General features: G+C 35.4%; 22 protein-coding genes and 2 pseudogenes. 5 read left to right on the forward strand and 19 right to left on the reverse strand.

Annotation, left to right across the window (positions count from 1 at the left end; genetic code table 11):
* Nucleotides 1–13: 13 nt before the first annotated feature.
* Nucleotides 14–721, reverse strand: coding sequence for a Uma2 family endonuclease (locus K2F26_RS21615; RefSeq protein ID WP_220609429.1), 708 nt, complete (start codon nucleotides 719–721; stop codon nucleotides 14–16).
* A 157-nt stretch (nucleotides 722–878) separates the two neighbouring features.
* Here K2F26_RS21615 and K2F26_RS21620 point away from each other — a divergent pair, with 157 nt between their 5' ends.
* Nucleotides 879–1,145: a hypothetical protein gene (locus K2F26_RS21620; RefSeq protein WP_220609430.1), complete on the forward strand. Its 267-nt coding sequence runs from the start codon at nucleotides 879–881 to the stop codon at nucleotides 1,143–1,145.
* 221 nt (nucleotides 1,146–1,366) lie between these two features.
* Complete coding sequence (locus tag K2F26_RS21625) at nucleotides 1,367–3,541, forward strand: DEAD/DEAH box helicase (protein ID WP_220609431.1); 2,175 nt, start codon at nucleotides 1,367–1,369, stop codon at nucleotides 3,539–3,541.
* 296 nt (nucleotides 3,542–3,837) lie between these two features.
* Here K2F26_RS21625 and K2F26_RS21630 read toward each other — a convergent pair whose 3' ends face one another.
* The 5 genes from K2F26_RS21630 to K2F26_RS21650 all read right to left on the reverse strand — a co-directional run bounded on the left by K2F26_RS21630 (nucleotide 3,838) and on the right by K2F26_RS21650 (nucleotide 8,265).
* Nucleotides 3,838–4,416: a Uma2 family endonuclease gene (locus K2F26_RS21630; protein ID WP_220609432.1), complete on the reverse strand. Its 579-nt coding sequence runs from the start codon at nucleotides 4,414–4,416 to the stop codon at nucleotides 3,838–3,840.
* A 379-nt stretch (nucleotides 4,417–4,795) separates the two neighbouring features.
* Nucleotides 4,796–5,188, reverse strand: coding sequence for a type II toxin-antitoxin system VapC family toxin (locus tag K2F26_RS21635; protein ID WP_220609433.1), 393 nt, complete (start codon nucleotides 5,186–5,188; stop codon nucleotides 4,796–4,798).
* Nucleotides 5,188–5,412, reverse strand: a complete 225-nt coding sequence (locus K2F26_RS21640) for a FitA-like ribbon-helix-helix domain-containing protein (RefSeq protein ID WP_193942297.1) — start codon at nucleotides 5,410–5,412, stop codon at nucleotides 5,188–5,190. The genes K2F26_RS21635 and K2F26_RS21640 overlap by 1 nt, the downstream gene beginning before the upstream one ends.
* A gap of 175 nt (nucleotides 5,413–5,587) precedes the next feature.
* The gene (locus tag K2F26_RS21645) at nucleotides 5,588–7,831 is read right to left on the reverse strand and encodes an FdhF/YdeP family oxidoreductase (RefSeq protein WP_220609434.1); all 2,244 of its coding nucleotides are present in this window, start codon (nucleotides 7,829–7,831) and stop codon (nucleotides 5,588–5,590) included.
* 221 nt (nucleotides 7,832–8,052) lie between these two features.
* Complete coding sequence (locus tag K2F26_RS21650; RefSeq protein ID WP_220609435.1) at nucleotides 8,053–8,265, reverse strand: helix-turn-helix domain-containing protein; 213 nt, start codon at nucleotides 8,263–8,265, stop codon at nucleotides 8,053–8,055.
* 165 nt (nucleotides 8,266–8,430) lie between these two features.
* Here K2F26_RS21650 and K2F26_RS21655 point away from each other — a divergent pair, with 165 nt between their 5' ends.
* Nucleotides 8,431–8,907: a hypothetical protein gene (locus K2F26_RS21655; protein ID WP_220609436.1), complete on the forward strand. Its 477-nt coding sequence runs from the start codon at nucleotides 8,431–8,433 to the stop codon at nucleotides 8,905–8,907.
* A gap of 132 nt (nucleotides 8,908–9,039) precedes the next feature.
* Here K2F26_RS21655 and K2F26_RS21660 read toward each other — a convergent pair whose 3' ends face one another.
* Together K2F26_RS21660 and K2F26_RS21665 are read right to left on the reverse strand one after the other, a co-directional pair.
* Entirely contained in the window at nucleotides 9,040–9,939 is a 900-nt protein-coding gene (locus K2F26_RS21660; protein ID WP_220609437.1) for a S1 RNA-binding domain-containing protein, read from the reverse strand.
* 116 nt (nucleotides 9,940–10,055) lie between these two features.
* Nucleotides 10,056–10,802: a dienelactone hydrolase family protein gene (locus K2F26_RS21665; RefSeq protein ID WP_220609438.1), complete on the reverse strand. Its 747-nt coding sequence runs from the start codon at nucleotides 10,800–10,802 to the stop codon at nucleotides 10,056–10,058.
* 231 nt (nucleotides 10,803–11,033) lie between these two features.
* Here K2F26_RS21665 and K2F26_RS21670 point away from each other — a divergent pair, with 231 nt between their 5' ends.
* A complete protein-coding gene (locus K2F26_RS21670; protein ID WP_220609439.1) occupies nucleotides 11,034–12,020 on the forward strand; it encodes a GntR family transcriptional regulator in 987 nt (328 codons plus the stop codon).
* Between the two features lie 108 nt (nucleotides 12,021–12,128).
* On the opposite strand, the gene K2F26_RS21675 is transcribed toward K2F26_RS21670, so the two are convergent.
* The 3 genes from K2F26_RS21675 to K2F26_RS21685 form a co-directional block, all read right to left on the reverse strand.
* Nucleotides 12,129–12,305 (reverse strand): hypothetical protein, encoded by a 177-nt coding sequence (locus K2F26_RS21675; protein ID WP_220609440.1) that lies wholly within the window; start codon nucleotides 12,303–12,305, stop codon nucleotides 12,129–12,131.
* A gap of 133 nt (nucleotides 12,306–12,438) precedes the next feature.
* Nucleotides 12,439–12,936 carry a C-terminal helicase domain-containing protein gene (locus K2F26_RS21680; protein WP_220609441.1) on the reverse strand — a complete coding sequence of 166 codons (498 nt, stop codon included), beginning with the start codon at nucleotides 12,934–12,936 and terminating at the stop codon, nucleotides 12,439–12,441.
* Between the two features lie 14 nt (nucleotides 12,937–12,950).
* The gene (locus tag K2F26_RS21685; RefSeq protein WP_220609442.1) at nucleotides 12,951–13,967 is read right to left on the reverse strand and encodes an Rpn family recombination-promoting nuclease/putative transposase; all 1,017 of its coding nucleotides are present in this window, start codon (nucleotides 13,965–13,967) and stop codon (nucleotides 12,951–12,953) included.
* Nucleotides 13,968–14,081: 114 nt separating this feature from the next.
* Between K2F26_RS21685 and K2F26_RS21690 the strand changes: the two genes are divergently transcribed.
* Entirely contained in the window at nucleotides 14,082–14,846 is a 765-nt protein-coding gene (locus tag K2F26_RS21690) for a Uma2 family endonuclease (RefSeq protein WP_220609443.1), read from the forward strand.
* Nucleotides 14,847–15,073: 227 nt separating this feature from the next.
* Here the strand turns inward: K2F26_RS21690 and K2F26_RS21695 are convergent, their stop codons facing one another.
* From K2F26_RS21695 to K2F26_RS21730, 8 genes and pseudogenes are all read right to left on the reverse strand, one after another.
* Nucleotides 15,074–15,442 carry an Eco57I restriction-modification methylase domain-containing protein gene (locus tag K2F26_RS21695; protein WP_220611980.1) on the reverse strand — a complete coding sequence of 123 codons (369 nt, stop codon included), beginning with the start codon at nucleotides 15,440–15,442 and terminating at the stop codon, nucleotides 15,074–15,076.
* A 51-nt stretch (nucleotides 15,443–15,493) separates the two neighbouring features.
* On the reverse strand, nucleotides 15,494–15,844 hold the full coding sequence (locus K2F26_RS21700; protein ID WP_220609444.1) for an Eco57I restriction-modification methylase domain-containing protein: 351 nt from the start codon (nucleotides 15,842–15,844) through the stop codon (nucleotides 15,494–15,496).
* A gap of 237 nt (nucleotides 15,845–16,081) precedes the next feature.
* The gene (locus tag K2F26_RS21705; protein WP_220609445.1) at nucleotides 16,082–16,546 is read right to left on the reverse strand and encodes a DUF29 domain-containing protein; all 465 of its coding nucleotides are present in this window, start codon (nucleotides 16,544–16,546) and stop codon (nucleotides 16,082–16,084) included.
* A 34-nt stretch (nucleotides 16,547–16,580) separates the two neighbouring features.
* A complete protein-coding gene (locus K2F26_RS21710) occupies nucleotides 16,581–16,838 on the reverse strand; it encodes a DUF29 domain-containing protein (protein WP_220609446.1) in 258 nt (85 codons plus the stop codon).
* 19 nt (nucleotides 16,839–16,857) lie between these two features.
* Nucleotides 16,858–17,705: pseudogene (locus K2F26_RS21715) on the reverse strand (IS630 family transposase).
* 70 nt (nucleotides 17,706–17,775) lie between these two features.
* Nucleotides 17,776–17,988, reverse strand: a pseudogene (locus K2F26_RS21720) (DUF29 family protein); the annotation flags it as partial.
* Between the two features lie 57 nt (nucleotides 17,989–18,045).
* Nucleotides 18,046–18,501: a DUF29 domain-containing protein gene (locus K2F26_RS21725; RefSeq protein WP_220609448.1), complete on the reverse strand. Its 456-nt coding sequence runs from the start codon at nucleotides 18,499–18,501 to the stop codon at nucleotides 18,046–18,048.
* 48 nt (nucleotides 18,502–18,549) lie between these two features.
* Nucleotides 18,550–19,011, reverse strand: a complete 462-nt coding sequence (locus K2F26_RS21730) for a DUF29 domain-containing protein (protein WP_220609449.1) — start codon at nucleotides 19,009–19,011, stop codon at nucleotides 18,550–18,552.
* Nucleotides 19,012–19,060 lie beyond the last annotated feature (49 nt).

Here is a 19,060-nt window from a genome sequence, read left to right on the forward strand (position 1 = left end):
ATATAACTACTAATTAAATATCATCTGGGTTAACTCCTAATTCTCGTAATTTCTGCGCTAATTTTTCAGCTTTTAATCTTTCCTGATCTGCACGTTGTTTTTCTAGTTGTGCAAATTCTTCAGGAGTTAGCAACCTTTCACTTTGTTGATTATACCAATATAACCATTCTCGATTTCTCCCTAAATAAGTACCTCTTTCCCTTCCTAAAGCTAAACCAATTTCTGGCATCCATAACCGCCCATCAGGTTGTAAAATATATTGATGATTTTCTAATTTATAAATCTCCAAAGGTTGACGTTTACGTCGGTATTGACGATTAGGAACATAAATTGCATAATATAAAATTCCTAACTTTGCATAGTCAATTTTCTTTCTTTCATATTCGCCCCCGTAGGTTTTAGACACAACTTCTAAAGCAAAAATAGGGGGAATATTATCTTCTTCCCACAGTACATAACTTAACCTTCCTTCCTCACCAATAAAACGTTCTACACCCAAACTCAAAAAACCATCAGGAACTAAAGGTGGTTTACTTGGTGCATAATAAATTCCCATATCTACACCAAAAAACCAATCATTTCTATTTGGCCAAACTAAAGCTAAAATAGCTTCTAATAAATTAGGGATGAGGTTTTGTAATTCGTTATCCACTGGAGTATCATCAGAGTCAGGAAGTTCCGCAGAAGATGGAAGACATTGACGCAAATCGTAATTTAACATAATCGTCTTCACTATAACTAAACTATGTTGATTTTAACATAGATCAAATAAAAAGAAAAAATAAAAATAAAAAGATAACAAAACAAATTTATGTAAATGTAGAGTATTTATGTTATAATCATCAACAATAACAATTAATAACAGTGAGATTTTAATAATGACTTCTCTTGACAATATCAATTTACCCGATGAATTATATCAACAAATAGTAAAACTAGCTAAGGCTGAACATAACTCTATAGAATCTCAAATTGTACTACTTTTACAAACAGCATTAGAAATAGAACAACAGCAAATAGAATCAGGAAGACGTACTAAAATTTTGAAACTATTAGAAGAAACCCAAAATATTCGTCGTTCAAATCCAGCAGATTTTAAGTTGCGAGATAGTACAGAAATGATTAGAGAAGATAGAGATAGATGACGAATACTTTCAAATCTGTACTAGATATCAGTGTGTGCATCAACCTATGTTCTGATCAATATTGTACTGACAGTAACTTACACAAATTCACATTTTTTTGATAAAAACCGTAAATTTATAGTTAAAAATACTGAAAAACCCATATCCGTATAATCTCACTGTTCACAAGCTATAGATAGTGTTAGCGTAACAGTATTAACTATCTTATACAGGCAAAACAAATGACTGTAGGCATAGAAGAACAGGGTAGCAAATTTATCACCACCGAAGCTATAAAAAATCAAGACGGAGAGCAGAAAGTATGGGATGCTGTACGGGGTGCATTTGCAGATAGAAACTGCATTGGATATTGGCGGTATCCTATTTTTTTCAAAGTAGGAGAAACCAGAAAAGAACCGGATATATTAATAGTTGATCGAGAATTTGGAGTATTAGTAATTACTGTTCAATCTCTAAATATTGACCAGATTACTAATATTAACAGGCAAACTTGGCAATTGCAAAAGAGTGATTTCACAGAAATCAATCCCTATCAAATTGTAGAACATCAACTGCGAGCAATCATATCCTATAGTGATAGAGAAGCTGCACTTTGGAGAAAAATTAACGGTAGAGCGATCATTGCCTTACCTCATATTACATCACAACAATGGCAAGAAAAAGGTTTTCATGAATTACCCGATATTCCGCCAATTATTTTTCAAGATCAATTAGGTAAAGCTGGTTTAATAGAACGCATTAACCAAGCTAATATTATCATTCCCGGTGAAAATATCGAAGATAAAGATTGGGAATTATTACTTTCAGTAGTTGGGGGTACTCCCGTATTGCGTAAACCTCCCCGTGAGCGAGTTGCAACTACAGGAAAAACCCGTTCTGCTGTTATTGACAGTTTACGAGAAAAACTCTATGAAATAGATTTACAACAGGAACATATCGGTAAAGAAATTCCACCCGGTTCCCAACGTATTCGCGGTATTGCAGGTTCAGGAAAAACAGTTTTACTCTGTCAAAAAGCCGCAAGTATGCACCTAAAACATCCAGATTGGAATATTGCCTTAGTATTTTTTACCCGTTCCTTATATGATTTAATGATTGGTTTATTGGATCAATGGATACGGCGTTTTAGTTGTGGAGAAATGCACTATGATCCCAAAACAAATTTAAAATTACAGGTACTTCATGCTTGGGGTGCAAAAGAACAACCAGGTTTATATAGTACCATTTGCGAATATCACGGAAAAAGACCAGGAACAGTCCAGAATACTAAGGAAAGACAACCAAACCGGGGTTTAATAGATTTAAGTAAACGGCTTTTGGAAGAAATTAAAATTGAACCCATGTTTGATGCAATTTTGATAGATGAAGGTCAAGATTTAGTAGCAGATGATGATTTAAAGTATGAAGATAAACAGGCAATTTATTGGTTAGCTTATCAAGCATTAAAACCAGTCAGTGAAGATAAACCAGAGGAAAAAAGATTAATTTGGGCTTATGATGAAGCGCAAAGTTTGGATAGTTTAGTAGTTCCTAAAGCTAAAGAAGTTTTTGGGGAAAAATTAAGTAATTTATTGAATAAACAACCTCTATATTCTGGAGGTATTAAACGTTCAGAAGTAATGCGTCGTTGTTATCGCACACCCGGACAAATTCTTACTGCTGCTCATGCAATGGGTATGGGTTTATTACGTCCTGAAGGAATGTTAACGGGAATTACAAATAAAGAAGATTGGCATAGAATTGGTTATGAAGTAAAAGGAGATTTTCGCCGAGTTGGTAAACCAATTACTATTACTAGAAAACCCGAATTTTCACCTAACCCTATTCCCGAACTGTGGGGAGAACCGGTGTTAGAATTTGAAACTTTTGCTTCCCGTGAAGCGGAAATGACAGCTTTATCAGAAAAAATCATGCACAATATTGTCCATGATGGACTTAACCCCAGTCGGGATATTTTGGTTTTAGTTTTAGGTTCAACTTATGAAGCGATAGAGTTAGAAACATCGGTTGCAAGTTTCTTAATGGAACAGGACATTGATGTTTATATTCCCACTGCTTTAAAATTAAATGATTTAGTTCCCCAATATCCCAATAATGATCCTGATAAATTTTGGTGTGATGGTGGGGTGACGGTTTCTCGTATTACTCGCGCAAAAGGCCATGAAGCAGATATGGTTTATGTGGTGGGTTTTGATCACGTTGCACGGAATGAAAGTGATGTCAGTTTTCGTAACCAGTTGTTTGTTGCGTTAACGAGGGCGCGGGGTTGGGCAAATTTAAGTGGTGTTGGTAATTATCCCATGTATGATGAGATGCGGAAAGTAATTGCTAGTGGTGAGAGTTTTACCTTTGCTTACAAGCGTCCGCCTAAGCGGGATATTGGGGATGGAGATTAATATTTTATTAGTCAGGGGATAGAGGACAGGGAATACATTTTGACAGGGAATTAATTCCCTGTCTAAAAGCTAAAGTCGGTTAAAACCGACTATTTTTATTTTATTTCTCTGTGTTCTCTGCGCCTCTGCGGTTTGTTTTTCTTGCTTTCATACTCTGTATGGGAATGAAATTTAAAAGTTTCTACCTTTTGTTTAGGGGGAGTCAGAGACCCCTGATAGCATTCCCAGTCTGGAGACTAGGAACGAGGTAATTCAAGTTAATATTTTCATGAACTACTAAATAGTTAAACTGTCCTTTATTGTTGTAGAGGAGTAAAATTTACATCTTCATAAATTGCTGTCATTTTTCCTGTAAAATTGATAGTTTGTAATTGAAATGATGTTTCTTCTCCTACATAAGATTGTAAAATCCAAAGTCCTTCTTCATTGCGTCTAAAACATTCTATTCTAGGTTTTTTCGTATTAATTAAAACGTATTCTTGTAAAGTTTCCAATATTTGATAATCTGCAAATTTATCACCTCTATCACATCCTTCCGTAGAATTAGATAAAACTTCAATTATTAAACAAGGAAATCTTTTATAACCTGGAGTTTCTTGATCTCGTGCATCACAAGTTACCATGACATCAGGATAGTAAAATCTGTTTAAAGATTCTATTCTCGCTTTCATATCCGCAATATATACCCGACAACCAGAACCCCGAACATGATTACGCAGTAAGGAGAATATATTCCCCGCTATAGTAACATGAGGATCAGATGCGCCCGCCATTGCATAAATATATCCATCAATATATTCATGTTTAACTGCGCTGTTTTCTTCCATTGCTAAATATTCTGCTGGTGTGATGTAAAAATCAGGAGAAGCAATCATATTTTATATCCTCAATATTTTGCGGTTTATGGTTGTTAATGAGAGTTTTATCCTTTATGTACTATAGAAATTTTACCGTGATCGCAGAATTAACTATGATATTTTTAGACTTTTTTGGGTTACATTACTTTACACAGGTAATAATAAGGTTGTAGTGAGTAAAAATTTGTGCAAACTCGGATAGTTCCACTGACAGTCAAAAAAGCAATAATACGATTTGCGATTGCACATACTGGAATCATTATTACTGTATAGTAACCCAAGTTGCTAGTTATGGGGAAGAGCGATCGCTAAGGCTGTACTTTGTGAAGGCAGTGGGTGAATAAAGTAATAAAATCCCCTCCAGGAAGAAAAACTGGAGACTAGGAACGAGAGAAACCTATTGCAGCAAGACAACGCGATCGCCAAATTTATTTGCTAGTTTTTGATCATAGGTTAATACCTGAGTATCAGATTGAATTGCTGCTGCTACAAATAACGTATCATAGAAGGAATGACTTGATTCCACTGCTAGTTTTAAAGCAATATCCCGAATTTGAGAATTAGAAATTATCACATCAACTAATGCCTCAGCATCCAGCATGGAATCTAAACCTATTTGCAATGGTAATTGTCGAAATTGTATCCATTGCCAAATCACATTACCCAACTCAGCAAACAACGAATCAGGTACGATAATTTGATCTACAGATTCTAAAGTAGCGATCGCCTGTTCATACTTTCCCTCTACACGCAAAAGGGCATAAGCAAATACCATCGTATCAATCACCATCAGAGTCTTCCTTCTGACTTCCAAGACTGTACCCGACTTTCCGCTTCCATTGGTAACACTTCCGCCCGTTGACGAATACGAGTAAGCACTTCATCTCTTTGCCCATAGCGTTTTTGCAACAAATCGCGGACTTCTTGCTCCATAGAAACCCCCTTTTGTGCTGCTAAAAGTTTAATCCGCTCCACTAACTCATCAGATATATTGCGAATAGTAATTGTTGCCATAGATACTCCTTTTGTCGTGCTAGTCTACTACCCGATCATGATTTTTATGATAGCACTTTGCTGGCATTCGATTAATTTAAATATAGTTTACTTTAGTAAACTTTGACTATTAGCCATGATAGCGTAGCGTGGCGTAAGCCATAATTCATTTCATTGTGGGCTGAATACTTACATCTTATTGATAAACAAAAACCGGAACTCTCTTATATGCAGGAGTACCACTTTTTGGATCAATTTTCCCCTTAAATAACACATTAGCTTCAGGATAAAACATAAAAGCCACCCCTTCACGAATCGCACCACAAATAATTTCAATATTCTCTAATTCTCCCCCATCCCCTTTAACCTTCACTCGTTGATGTTCCTCAAAACCTGCTTTTTTAATATCTGAAATATTCATCAAAATACAATGACGATGGGGCATATTTCTATATTTATCTTCACTGCGATAAACTACTGTATTATGTTGTCCATAACTGCGCCCTGTTCCCAATATCAAAACAATTCCTGCCTGATTTTCTGCAAACCCAAAAGTTGATTTATCAGGTATTGATAACTGTGGTAAAGGTGTTACAAACATCTGCGCTTTACCATCCGGTGTTTTAAATTTCGGTTCTTCAAAAATCCGCCCTGCAATGGTAAATTCTTCCTTGGTTTGATCAATTTCTCCTATTTTCTCATAACCAGGAATGGTTTTTGCAATTAATTCTCTGATATATACCGGATATTGCAATTTTCGCCAATTTACAGGACTTTCATGATGTACACGATGGGCAATTTCTGTAATTAATTCTATTTCCGAAATTAAATCAGAATTATGGGGTTGTAAATGACTTGTACCTTCATCATTTAACCTCACAAAATTATTACCTGATTCCGTTGTCGTTTTATGGGGATTTTCAAAACGATTGAAAACTGGTAATATTAATGTTTGAGTTTTTCCTAATCCGTGAAAATGTCCTAAGTTCGGTTTTGTAGATACATAAAATATGGTTTCTATTTGGGATAATGCTTGTTTTGCTTGCTGTAAATCTGGGTTAGCTGCATACAAATTACCACCTAAACAAAAGAGAGTATCTACTTTCCCTTTTTCTGCTGCTGTTATTAAATCACGGGTATGATAACCTGGTGTTTCGCTGAGAGGTTTTCCTAATAGTTTGGATAATGCTTGTTTAATTTCTTCTCGTAAATTTACAGTTACACCCATTGATCCAAATCCTTGAACGTTTGAATGTCCTCTAATGGGCATTGTTCCTGATCCAATTTTACCCGCGTTTCCTGTAATTAAGGCGGTATTTGCTATACTTAATATGTTATCAACTCCGTTTGCTTGTTGGGTTACACCCATCGCCCAAGCAAAAACTACACGCTCAGATTTACCAATTAATGAAGCTGTTGCGGTGATTTCTTCATGAGATAAACCGCAAGTTTGTGTGATATTTACCCAGGTTGTATTATTTGCATATTCTAGAATTTCTGCCCAGTTGTTTGTATAGTATTTCAAATATTCTCGGTTAATTAAATTCTGTTCAATTAATGATTTTTGCAATCCTACAAATAATGCCACATCACTACCAGGAATGGGTTGTAAATATAAGGTTGATATATCTGAACCACCTGTTAATAATGATTTAATGGGAAATGCAGGAGAGGCGAATTTTACTAAACCTATTTCTATCTGTGGGTTAATGATAATTACTTTACCACCTCGTTCTCGCAATTTGATTAATTCGTTCATTAATCTGGGGTGGTTTGCAGGTGCGTTAGAACCTATTAAAACTACACAATCACTGTGTTTGAGGTTTTCTAAACTTACCATTGATGTACCTGCACCGAATACTTTTTTTAAGCCGACGGTTGAGGGGGCGTGACATAAATCGGAACAGTCTGCTAAATTATTACTACCTAGCGATCGCATTAACAATTGTAATAAATAAGCAGCTTCATTTGATGAACGCCCCGAACTATAACTAGCGATTCTTTCTGGTGTTATACTAAAAGCCTGTGCTGCAATTTGATAAACTTCTTCCCAGCTAATGCGTTGATAATGGGATGATCCGGATCTGAGAATCAAAGGATAGGTTAATCTGCCTAATTTATCACATTCTTGAGATGTGAGTTTTTGTAATTCACTAATATTATATTGTTGGAAAAATTCTGGTTTTATTCCTGGTTGCAATTCCGCAGCGATCGCCTCTACACTTTTAGCACAACGCTGTAAATATTCTCCCGCTTCATTCACAAAACCCCCTTTTTGGCCACCCGTACCCCACGCACAGGATAAACACGCACTTTTATGATTCAGGGTTTGCCACAATTTTAACCCCTGGGGTGTCAGGGTTTTTTCTACCCAATATTCTATTACTGGTAAACCACCACCAGAAGATAAGTTAGACTCGCTTTCAGGTAATTTATCCATAGTTAGCTAAATTTCAACTCGCTTAAAGCAGGTGACTGGGGACTGGGGACTGGTGACAGGTTTAAAAGTCCTCTAGTGTCTGTGTTTTAATATCACTGTCTGTTCTTACCCAGTCAGCACCCGATCTAACTAACTATTATGATCAATAAAAATAATTTTTTCTATAGTTGAAAAAATTTGTCACACTGTCACCTGTCACCTGTCACCTGTCACCTTTTCTCTTACTCCTCCACCACTTCCACCAAATCTTCAATCATCACATCTAAAGCGCGAGCCATCTTTAATATAGATGTAAAATCTACCATTGCCAGTCCTGGCGCTCTTGCATAAGCTCTGACAGAACTATAAGCAACACCAGAACGGTCAGACACATCCTTCAATGTCCAACCCTTCTCATTGGCAAATTCTCGAATTTTCAGCCTAATTAGTCCCATTGACTATTGACAAAAGATAGAATTTTATCGTTTAATATTGTATCAGAGAAAGCGATCGCCCTTGAATGAGAAAAGCGATCGCATAAAACTCTTTACATAACCAGAATTTATTTTTACCCGTATTTAATAACAAAGCAAAAATCTACTCTAGTTACAGGTATTTTTATGGTATCATCTTTCATCCCAAAAACAACACCTATTCGTTCATCAAAAATTGTTCATAAATCTTCTGTCATCCATCCCCAGGCCAGATTTGTCACAGAAGAAGCAGTTTGTCTGATGTTCAGCATCAGTTTTGAAGATATTTATACCGTAGAATGCTGGCGTTATATAGTGTACGTCCACGGTAAAGAGGTGAGTAAATTTGTCAGTTATGCTGACTTTCCGCCCATCATTAACGTAGGTTCACCCACCAGCCAAGACCGGATCAAATGGCGTAAACGTTGGCGCAAGTCCCATGATTATCCTCACAAAAACCACGCGCCTCAGTGGTGGGCAGAATTTTTTACCTTACAATTTCGGGAAACTACTTCCGAGTCAGAGTTGCAAAGTTGGTGGCAATTATTAGCATCAATCAATTTTGCCTTTTCCCACCACACATTACAACAACTGACAAACGCCTATAAGCAGGTGAAGTTTTAAGAGGAGGCAGGGGGCAGGAGTTATTGATTTTGGATTTTGGATTTTGGATTTTGGATTGTTTTTGTTAACTCCAATCTAAAATCTAAAATCTAAAATCTAAAATTTTCCTCCCTATTCCCTATTCCCTATTCCCTACTCTGCTTTATTTGCTGCCCGATTAGCACGCGCTTCGGCAGAAGTCATGACTTCTGCCATATTTTCCAGCACTTCACCAGGATAGTTTTCCAAAACTCTGGTAGAAATAGCGACTCGACCTTTACCTTCATCTAAGTCAATAATTACAGCTTTAACTTGCTGACCTATTTGAAAGACTTTTTCTAAAGAGTCAATAAATTTTTGGCTGACTTGTTTAATATGTAGTAAGGCGCTAACGCCATCTAAATCTACAAATACACCAAAAGGCTTGATACCTGTAACTTTGCCTTCTACTAATTGACCAATTTCTAATAAACTAAAGTTGCTAGAACGAGCGGCTAAACGTTGGGAAAGGATGAGTTTTTTGTTATTGCGGTCTACTTCTAAAAAGCCAACGGTGAGAGTTTGACCTTTAAGTGCTTCTAAGTTATCACGTTCGGCTAGGTGCGATCGCGGAATAAAACCCCGTAAAGATAGGACTTCTACATTAACACCACCTTTATTCACACCTATAACTCGTGCGGGTACTGTTTGGGAACTTTCCTGCATTTGGGCTAATTTTTCCCAAATGTGCTGAATTTCCAACTGCTTGCGAGAAAGAGTAACTTGACCTTCCGCATCTTGTTCCCGGATAATCAAAAACTCTAGTTCCTCATTCATCGGTAACACTTCCGATAAATCAGTTACTGCTCTCAACGAAGCCTCATCGCGGGGTAGAAAAGCAGACGACTTACCACCAACATCAACATAAGCACCATCATGGTCAAGTTGAAACACCTTACCATGTACAACCTGTCCTTTTTGAAATTGGTAATCGTGTTTTTCCAGTGCTTTGGCAAAATCGTCCATTGAAAAAGACGAGTTGGCTGTTTGAGAAAGTTTTGATTCGGAATTCATGTTTTTTGAAGATTAATTGTTATGAAAAATTGGTAATTGGTAATGGGTAATTGGGAAGAATAAACTTTTGCCTCTTGCCTCTTGCCTTCTTACTGTCACCTGTCACCTGTCACCTGTCATCCTAGAACATTGGCAAAAAGTTGTTGAACTTGTTGCCAAGCATCAGCCGCAGCTATAGGATTATAACTACCACGGCGATCGCAGAAAAATCCGTGATCAGATCCATCGTAGCGAAACACGCCATGAGAAATGTTGTGTTTTTGTAACGCTCCTGCAATTTCGTTTACCTGTTCTTTGGGTATACTGGCATCATCCATACCAAAGAAGGCGTAAATAGTCCCGGAAATTTCTGGAGTGCGGGTAATAGTAGGGTTGCCACCTCCAGGGGTACGGGTAGTAATCCCAGCACCATAAAAAGAAGCAGTAGCTTGAATATCAGGGAGGGTAGCAGCGAGATAGGCGACATGACCACCAAAACAAAAGCCAATACAACCAAAACCCTCTTTTTTGACATTGGGCTGAGTTTTGAGATAATTAATAGCGGCTTGAATATCGCTCAACAGTTGTGAAGTTGTGGTTTGTTCCCAGGCGTATTTTCTACCGATTTCTATGTCTTCAGGAGTATAACCCGTTTCAAAACCCGGTGCTTGGCGTTGAAAAAGAGCAGGTGCGATCGCCACATACCCCAGTTTAGCAATACGTTCTGTCACGTCCCGAATATGCTCATTAATTCCAAAAATTTCCTGTAAAACCACAATTCCGGCGTAAATACCTGGTGATGTTGGTTTTGCTAAATAAGCATCAATTTGACAATCATTTTGAGAAAGTTTAACTTTTGTAGAGTCTATTGTTTGCTCTGTCATAATAATTTTCATCAAAATTATAGTGATCCGATTTGATTCATGAATTGTTCGTGGAGGCAGGGAACAGGGAACAGGGAACAGGAAATAAGGCTTTCAGTATGTACTGAGTTCTGTTCAAAAATCAAATAGGAGTCCTATATCTGATCCGATCAATTCAAAATAAATCATATATTTAACAGGTAGTAGACACAAACAGTTAAGTGCAGCTACCAATCATCAGGAGAATTGTTAATGATTCAATTCCGTATTCAGCCAGACAGCGAAATCCCCGCATCCAGTCAACTATTTAATCAAATTCGCTTTGCGATCGCCTCTGGTCAGTATCCACCCGGTTATAAATTACCCAGCACCAGGGCGTTAGCCATGCAAACTGGATTACATCGTAACACTATTAGTAAAGTTTACCGCCAGTTGGAAGACGAAGGATTTGTCGAAAGTCTAGCAGGTTCAGGAATTTATGTCCGCGCTCAAGGCCATGAGGGTGGTGGTAGGTTACAATCTCCCATTCTGAAACAATACCCCGAAGCATACAAAACAGTCCAAAAAACACTGGATGAATTACTTAATCAAGGTTGTTCCCTCAATCAAGCACGGGAGCTATTTTTAGCGGAAGTTGACTGGCGTTTGCGTTGTAGTGCCAGAGTTTTGATAGTAGTACCATTACAGGATCTTGGTGCTGGGGAATTAATGGTAGATGAATTAGAAGAATCCCTAGAAATTCCCGTCCAGTTGGTAACAACAGAAGAATTAGGCGCAGTCTTAGAACAAACCACATCGGCCACATTAGTCACCAGTCGTTATTTTATCGGCGAAGTAGAAGCGATCGCCGCACCCAAAGCCGTCCGCGTTATTCCCCTAGATATTCATGACTATAGTAAAGAACTCAATGTAGTCAAAGGTCTGCCTAAATCTAGTTGTATAGGTATAGTTAGTCTCAGTCCTGGTATTCTCAGAGCCACCGAAGTCATCCTGCATGGTTTACGGGGTGAAGAACTATTAGTTATGACTGCTCAACCCAAGGATGCTTATAAACTAAACGCCATAGTTAAACGCTGCGAAATCATATTTTGTACAGATCCAGTCAGTCACTCAACAACACAAGCAGCAATGCAAACAGTCTCAGATGATCTCATTCGTCCACCTAAACTCATTCGCTGTGAAAACTACATCGGTTCTCAATCAATTAATTTACTGCAAAGAGAACTCGGTTTAATGTGATGGGGCAGGAGTTTTTGATTTTGGATTTTGGATTTTGGATTTTGGATTTTGGATTGTTTTTATCAACCCCAATCTAAAATCTAAAATCTAAAATTTTCCGCCCAATGACTAATCACCAAATAACCCCAACGAGCAAATTATTTGCGCTTCCTGTTGTCCATCTTCAGGATGGATAATACACAAAGAATTATTATCTCTTAAAGATACAATCATTGTCGCTAATTGTTCATCATTAATCCCACTTTTTAACTGCAGATTTAATTTAACAACCGTCGTTTCTTTCAAAGGATAATGATATATCTCCTGCACCGCTTTTTTTAAAGTCTGCCAATCTTCTCCTAAAGTAAATAACGGTGTTTTTGCTTCCGTTTTTTTAATATAATTATCTAAACGGTAATAAGTTCGATATCTAGCACTCTTAGAGCTTCCTAATTGTCCGTAAATTAATTAATTTTTCCACACCCTCCGCAGGTAAAAAAGAATAACAGAGAATTTCTGATGCTTTTTGGCCTATTCTATCAACCCTTCCTGCTCTTTGAATTAAGCGAATAATTGCCCAAGGTAAGTCATAATTAATAATAATCCGACAATCTTGTAAATTTTGACCTTCACTTAATACATCCGTAGCAATTAAAATTCTAATTTCCTGTTCAGGGGTGATATTTTGTTGATTACTTTGGGGACTAAAACGATATACTAAAGATGTGGGATCATTTACCTTACCCGTAACTAAAGCAGTTTGGGAAATACGCGCTTTTCCTAAACATTCCTGTAAATAACGCGCTGTATCTGCAAACTGAGTAAAAATCAATATTTTCTCATCAGGATGAATTTCTGTGAGTAACTTTTGCAAAGTTTGAAATTTTTGATCTTGTTGAAAATTCCATTCTCCACAGTTATTTAATAATTTCAACAATGCTTTAGCATCTTCTAGAAGATGTTTTTTAACTCAGACTTAAACAACCGATAATTGCTGGGTTTACCTAAAGTTAATTGTTGACTAAATTCCTGTAATATGCGGTTTTTCAGGTTAATTGTATCACTTTGGGATATGGGTTTGCGGGATATTCCTAAACCTAAAACTTGGGTAAGTTCATCTTTAGGTAATTTTTGCATTCCAATTAATAAACGACAACAATTATTTTCACCTCCGGTAAATTGTTCTATTTCTTCTTCTATTAATTTCCATCCCCGCAGGTTGAAATAACCTACACAAAAATCCGCTTTATGTGCATTTTTTAAACTTTCTTTGAGGGTGGTTAATAGTCCTTCTTCAATTCCTTCTTCTCTTCCTTCTTCTTTAATTTCTTGATAAACTCTTGTTTGTTTGAGCGTAATTCCTAACATAGATTCTACCTCATGACGTTTGAGATTTTCAAATTTGTACATCATAATAGTTGTGATCATTTCTATTATGACATTATTTGATGATGATGGGGTTTTTGATTGGGTTTTTGTTAATAAATATCTCGCTGCTTCTGGTGCTTGATCTTCTGGTATGCTAGTTAACATCATCATTGCTACCCATGTAGGTAATTGATGAATGTCTCCCAGTTCATTTAAGTATATTCTATGCACTTGATCACTGTTTAAAAATGTTCGCATTGCATAAGTATTACTTTGTTCAATGTCACGAGATGGGTAAATGATTACTGTTTCCCAATCTCTAAATTTACTGCGGTTACGGTAAAAATATAAGGAAGATTCCGCTACTATTCTGTCATACAATGTTTCATCTTTTTGAAATTGCACCTCGCAGAAATATATTACCCTTGGAGGTTTATTTTCTGGAGGTAAAAATACTCCATCAATTTCAAATTTGGGTTCTTTAACTGCTACGGAATCAAATCTATAACTATCGGCATTTTCTGGGGGATTTTCCAACAGTTCAAATAATAAAGATGGATATTGTTGGAATAGTTTATAAAAGATTGTATCTCGACGCATAATGTGGTTATATAAACGTAAATAATTATAACTTATTTTACCATTATTTCAAGTCAAATAATATAATAATTAATATAAGATATCGTCTTTCTTACTCTTTTGGAGTATTCTATTATGACTCAATCTTTAACTCCACAAATTACCCCAGAAATTACTAATCGTAAACCTAGTCCTGATGATTTTGAAAAACCTGCTATTCCCGATTTAACAAATGTGATTATTGATGATGGTGAACCAGTGGATAATTTAATTTCTGAAAAACAACAACGTTTATTAGTTTCTTCTCTTTATAGTTCTTTTAATGCTGATCAACCATTTTTAGCTACTGCTAATGTAGGTTTATTTTATGCAGCTAATAAACCTCCCCTTGTTCCTGATATCATGTTAAGTTTAGAAGTTACTTTACCAGAAGATTGGTCAGAGAAAAAAGATCAATCTTATTTTACTTGGAATTTTGGTAAATCTCCAGAAATAGTTATTGAAATAGTTTCTAATAAGGTGGGAAATGAATTAGGAACTAAATTAAAAGATTATTCTCAAGCGAGAGTAGGTTATTATGTGGTTTTTGATCCTTTCTATTATTTAGGAAAACAAAATCTTTACATCTATCAATTAATAGGTGTTAATTATCAATTATTATCCACAAATTGGTTAGAAGGAGTAGGTTTAGGTTTAACTGTTTGGGAAGGAGAATTTGAAGGAAAAAATTATCAATGGTTAAGAGGGTGTGATGAAAAAGGACAACTTCTATTAATAGGAGATGAAAAAGTAGCAATTGAAAAACAACGTGCTAACGAAGAAAAACAACGTGCAGATCAAGAACGAAAAAGGGTAGAATATTTAGAGGAAATTTTGCGATCGCAAGGAATCAACTTTTAATATCAGTTTAATATGAGATTGATTCAGATCCCCAACTTCTATCCTTAATTTATCATGCTAAAACTTGTAATTTGGATTGAGTTTGTAATACCTGTTGTAAAGGTTTGAAAATCTCTGATTAATTGTCTGAATCAGGATGTCCAGGATTTTAGGATTTTCAGGATGAAAATAGCAGTTTTTTAATAATCAAAGTCTATTCAATTTCATAACTTGGGCAATTATTCCATCTAATTCTGCGCGAATTTTTCCCCTTTCTCTCTCTTCTGTAACTCCGTTTTTATGACTTCCTCATCACCGGGAAAACTATTTAACTCCTCCACATCATGACGCATAAACCGCGCAGGAAAAGATAAAGTTTGCTTACCATTTTCAAAAGTCAAAATTACAAACTTAAAACTTTTGTGTACACCTTCAAAAATACCCTTTTTATTTTCAAAACAGAATAAACCAGTAATATTAGTTTGAGAAAATAACATTTCTCGTAATTGCTTAGTACCCAAATCTGTATAAATACCGCTAGGAATAACTAAACCACATTCACCATTTACAGAAAGTAAATTAACACATTGTTCTACAAACAAAGCATATAAATTAATTTTTCTAGCAACACTTTTACCATCAACTAAAGATTTTTGATTGCGATATTGTTAAGCATTTTTAAAATAAGCACTAACATGAGGATAACTACTACAATAATTTAACCATGCTTGACGCATTTCCTCATCTTCCATAAACTTATTAAATTGTTGTGTCCATGTTTTTATATCTAATTTTTTCTTCTGAATTAAATTATCAAATTGTTGGAAAAACTCTTTTTCATCAGTTTGAAAAACTTCCCAAGGAGGATTACCCAAAATAATATCAAAACCACCTTTAGCAATAATTTGATCAAAATGATAACCCCAATGAAAAGGTTTTAACCCTTCCATATCCGCAAGATTCAAAAGTCGTTTAACAGGTTTACCCTTTAACTGAACTTCTTCATAATCTAAAGTCAAGGTAGGTTGGGTTGAGGGACGAAACCCAACATTTACAGGTGTTAGAGGATGTTTGAAAAGTTTTTAATGTATAAATAAACCCCTCTCCAAACCTCTCCCTGACGCGGGGAGAGGCTTTGAAACCCCCATTCCCTTGTAGGGAAGGGGGGAAGGGGGGTTAGGTTTCTAGAGATTATCGGTTTCATCTAATACTTTTCAAACACCCTCTTAGTTGGGTTTCACTTTGTTCAACCCAACCTACATCTCATTACCCAAAAAATCCACATCTAACAACTGTTCTAAAGTATAAGGACATTCTTGGGGAAAATCTACTTTAAACTTAGTTTTTACCCGCACAAATTTTAAAGCATCAGCATAAATATCTAACATTTCCTCAGATAAATAATTGCGTAAATTACCCGTTAAACGTCGTTTTAATTGGTTTCTAAAACTGACAATTTCCGCTTGCCAATGATGGCCATTTCTTTCAGTTTCTTCTGTCCAATACTGATATAATAATAAATGTCTAATAATTTGTTCTAAAAGACTAGCAACTGCATTTTTCTTTTCATTACCCAAGTCTTCCAACTCCTCAATTAAATTATTTAAGTCCACATCATTAAATCTACCTTGTTTTAATAATTCAATGTTAGTTAACAACCATTCATAATCATCACTTTCATAGAGTTTTTGTAAATATTCCAAATTACTAATCACACTCATAAAATCACCTCTAATTTATTTCACCAATTACCAATTACCCATTACCCAAAAAATCCACATCTAACAACTGTTCCAAAGTATAAGGACATTCTGAAGCAAAACTCACAGTAAACCCCGTTTTTTCCTGTACATAACCCAAAGCATCATGATAAATATCAGCCAAAATAGAACTTAGATAATTAGATAAATTAGTAGTTAATCTATCTTTTAATTGTATCCTAAAACTTCTAATTTCCGCACGCCAATGATTTTTATTTCTTTCATATTCACTTTTCCAAAAATTTATAGTCATTTAACTTAAGAATGAGACATTAAGATACACAATAATCACGGATGATTTTATCTAAGGGTGTATTTGAGGGAGCATACATTCTGGCTCTCTTTAAGGCACTAAAATCATGCTCAATATCGTTCAAATCAGGAGAATACTTAGGGAGGAATATGACCTGATGACCTGCATCTTCAACTATTTGTTTAATCACTGTTTTTCGATGAATTGGTGCATTATCCATAATCAAAACTGATGTAATGGTTAATGATGGTAATAAATATATTGATAACCAGCCTTCAAAACCTTCTGCATTCAAACTTCCCGTGAATATCATTGGTGCGATTAAATCTTTTTTTCCTTTTCTTCTACCTGCGACTAAGTTTTCTCTTTTTCCCCTCTTTCCTTGCCTATCTCCATAAATCTTTTTTCCTCTTTTTGACCAAGCATAACTACAATCTGGAAATTCTTAAAATCCTGACTCATCAACGAATACTAAACTTTTACTCCCATATATTTTGATTAATTTTCGTAAATCCTGATAATATTTTATCCTTTCTTTTCTACTTCTTTCTCTATAACGTAGTTCTTTTTTTTTCTGGTTATTTTCATTTTTTTTAGTGCCTTAAAAATTGCAGTTGTACTTACGCCGAATTTTTCGGCTCTCTGTTTTAATCTAGCTTCTGGATTTTCTTGTATATCTTTTGACAATTCTCTTATATCTAGCGATCGCTGACGATATTTTACCTTTGTTGCTGCCAGTTCCTTTCTCTCCAGCCATCTGTATATTGACGCTCTTCCTATTCCAAACACTTGCGCCGCTTTGCTGACTCTACCACCATTTTCTATATAATCTATTACTTTTTGTCTTAAATCTAAACTATAAGCCATGATTTCTACTCCCATACCTTCTCTCTTCAATTTTACACTCTTTTTGTCTCATTCTTAAGTTAAACTACTATAATAGTAACAGATGTCTAATAATTTGTTCTAACAGACTTTTAACCTGGTGTTTATCTCGCTTGGCCAATGACTCCAACTCCTCAATTAAATTCTCTAAATCCACATCATTCAATTTACGTTGTTTCAATAATTCAATATTAGCTAACAACCATTCATGATCATCAATTTCATAGAGTTGTTGTAAATACTCTAAATTACTAATTACACTCATAACCTCACCTCTTAATTTTGGTATGGGTAATTCATGAATTACCCCTACAATTGAATATTAACCCAAAAAATCCCCATCTAACAACTGTTCCAAACTGTAAGGACATTTTTGAGGAAAATCTACTTTAAACTTAGTTTTTACCTGCACATATTTTAACGCTCTCTGATAAATATGATCAAGTTCATCAGCTAGGAAATTACGTAAATTAGTAGTTAATCTATCCTCCAGTTGATAACGAAAACCTAAAATTTCTGATTGCCAATGATGACCATTATTTTCTATTTCTTCCGTCCAATATTGCAGTAATAAAAGATGTCTAATAACTTGTTCTAATAAACTTTTAACCGCATTTTTCTTTTCATTACCCAAATCTGCCAACTCCTCAATCAAATTCTCTAAATCCACATCATTAAATTTACGTTGTTGTAATAATTCAATGTTAGTCAATAACCATTCATAATCATCAATTTCATAGAGTTGTTGTAAATACTCCAAATTACTAATCACACTCATAAAATCACCTCTAATTTATTTCACCAATTACCCATTACCAATTACCAATTACCCATTACCCAAAAAATCCACATCTAACAACTGTTCCAAATTATAAGGACATTCTTGGGGAAAACTCACAGTAAACCCCGTTTTTTCCTGTACATAACCCAAAGCATCATGATAAATATCAGCCAAAATAGAACTTAGATAATTAGATAAATTAGTAGTTAATCTATCTTTTAATTGTATCCTAAAACTTCTAATTTCCGCCCGCCAATGATTTTTATTTCTTTCATATTCACTTTTCCAAAAATTTAATAGTAACAGATGTCTAATAATTTGTTCTAACAGACTTTTAACCTGGTGTTTATCTCGCTTGGCCAATGACTCCAACTCCTCAATTAAATTCTCTAAATCCACATCATTAAATTTACGTTGTTTTAATAATTCAATGTTAGCTAACAACCATTCATGATCATCAATTTCATAGAGTTGTTGTAAATACTCTAAATTACTAATCACACTCATAACCTCACCTCTTAATTTTGGTAGGGGTAATTCATGAATTACCCCTACA

It is taken from the genome of Sphaerospermopsis torques-reginae ITEP-024 (genome assembly GCF_019598945.1).
In the GTDB taxonomy this organism is placed as follows: domain Bacteria; phylum Cyanobacteriota; class Cyanobacteriia; order Cyanobacteriales; family Nostocaceae; genus Sphaerospermopsis.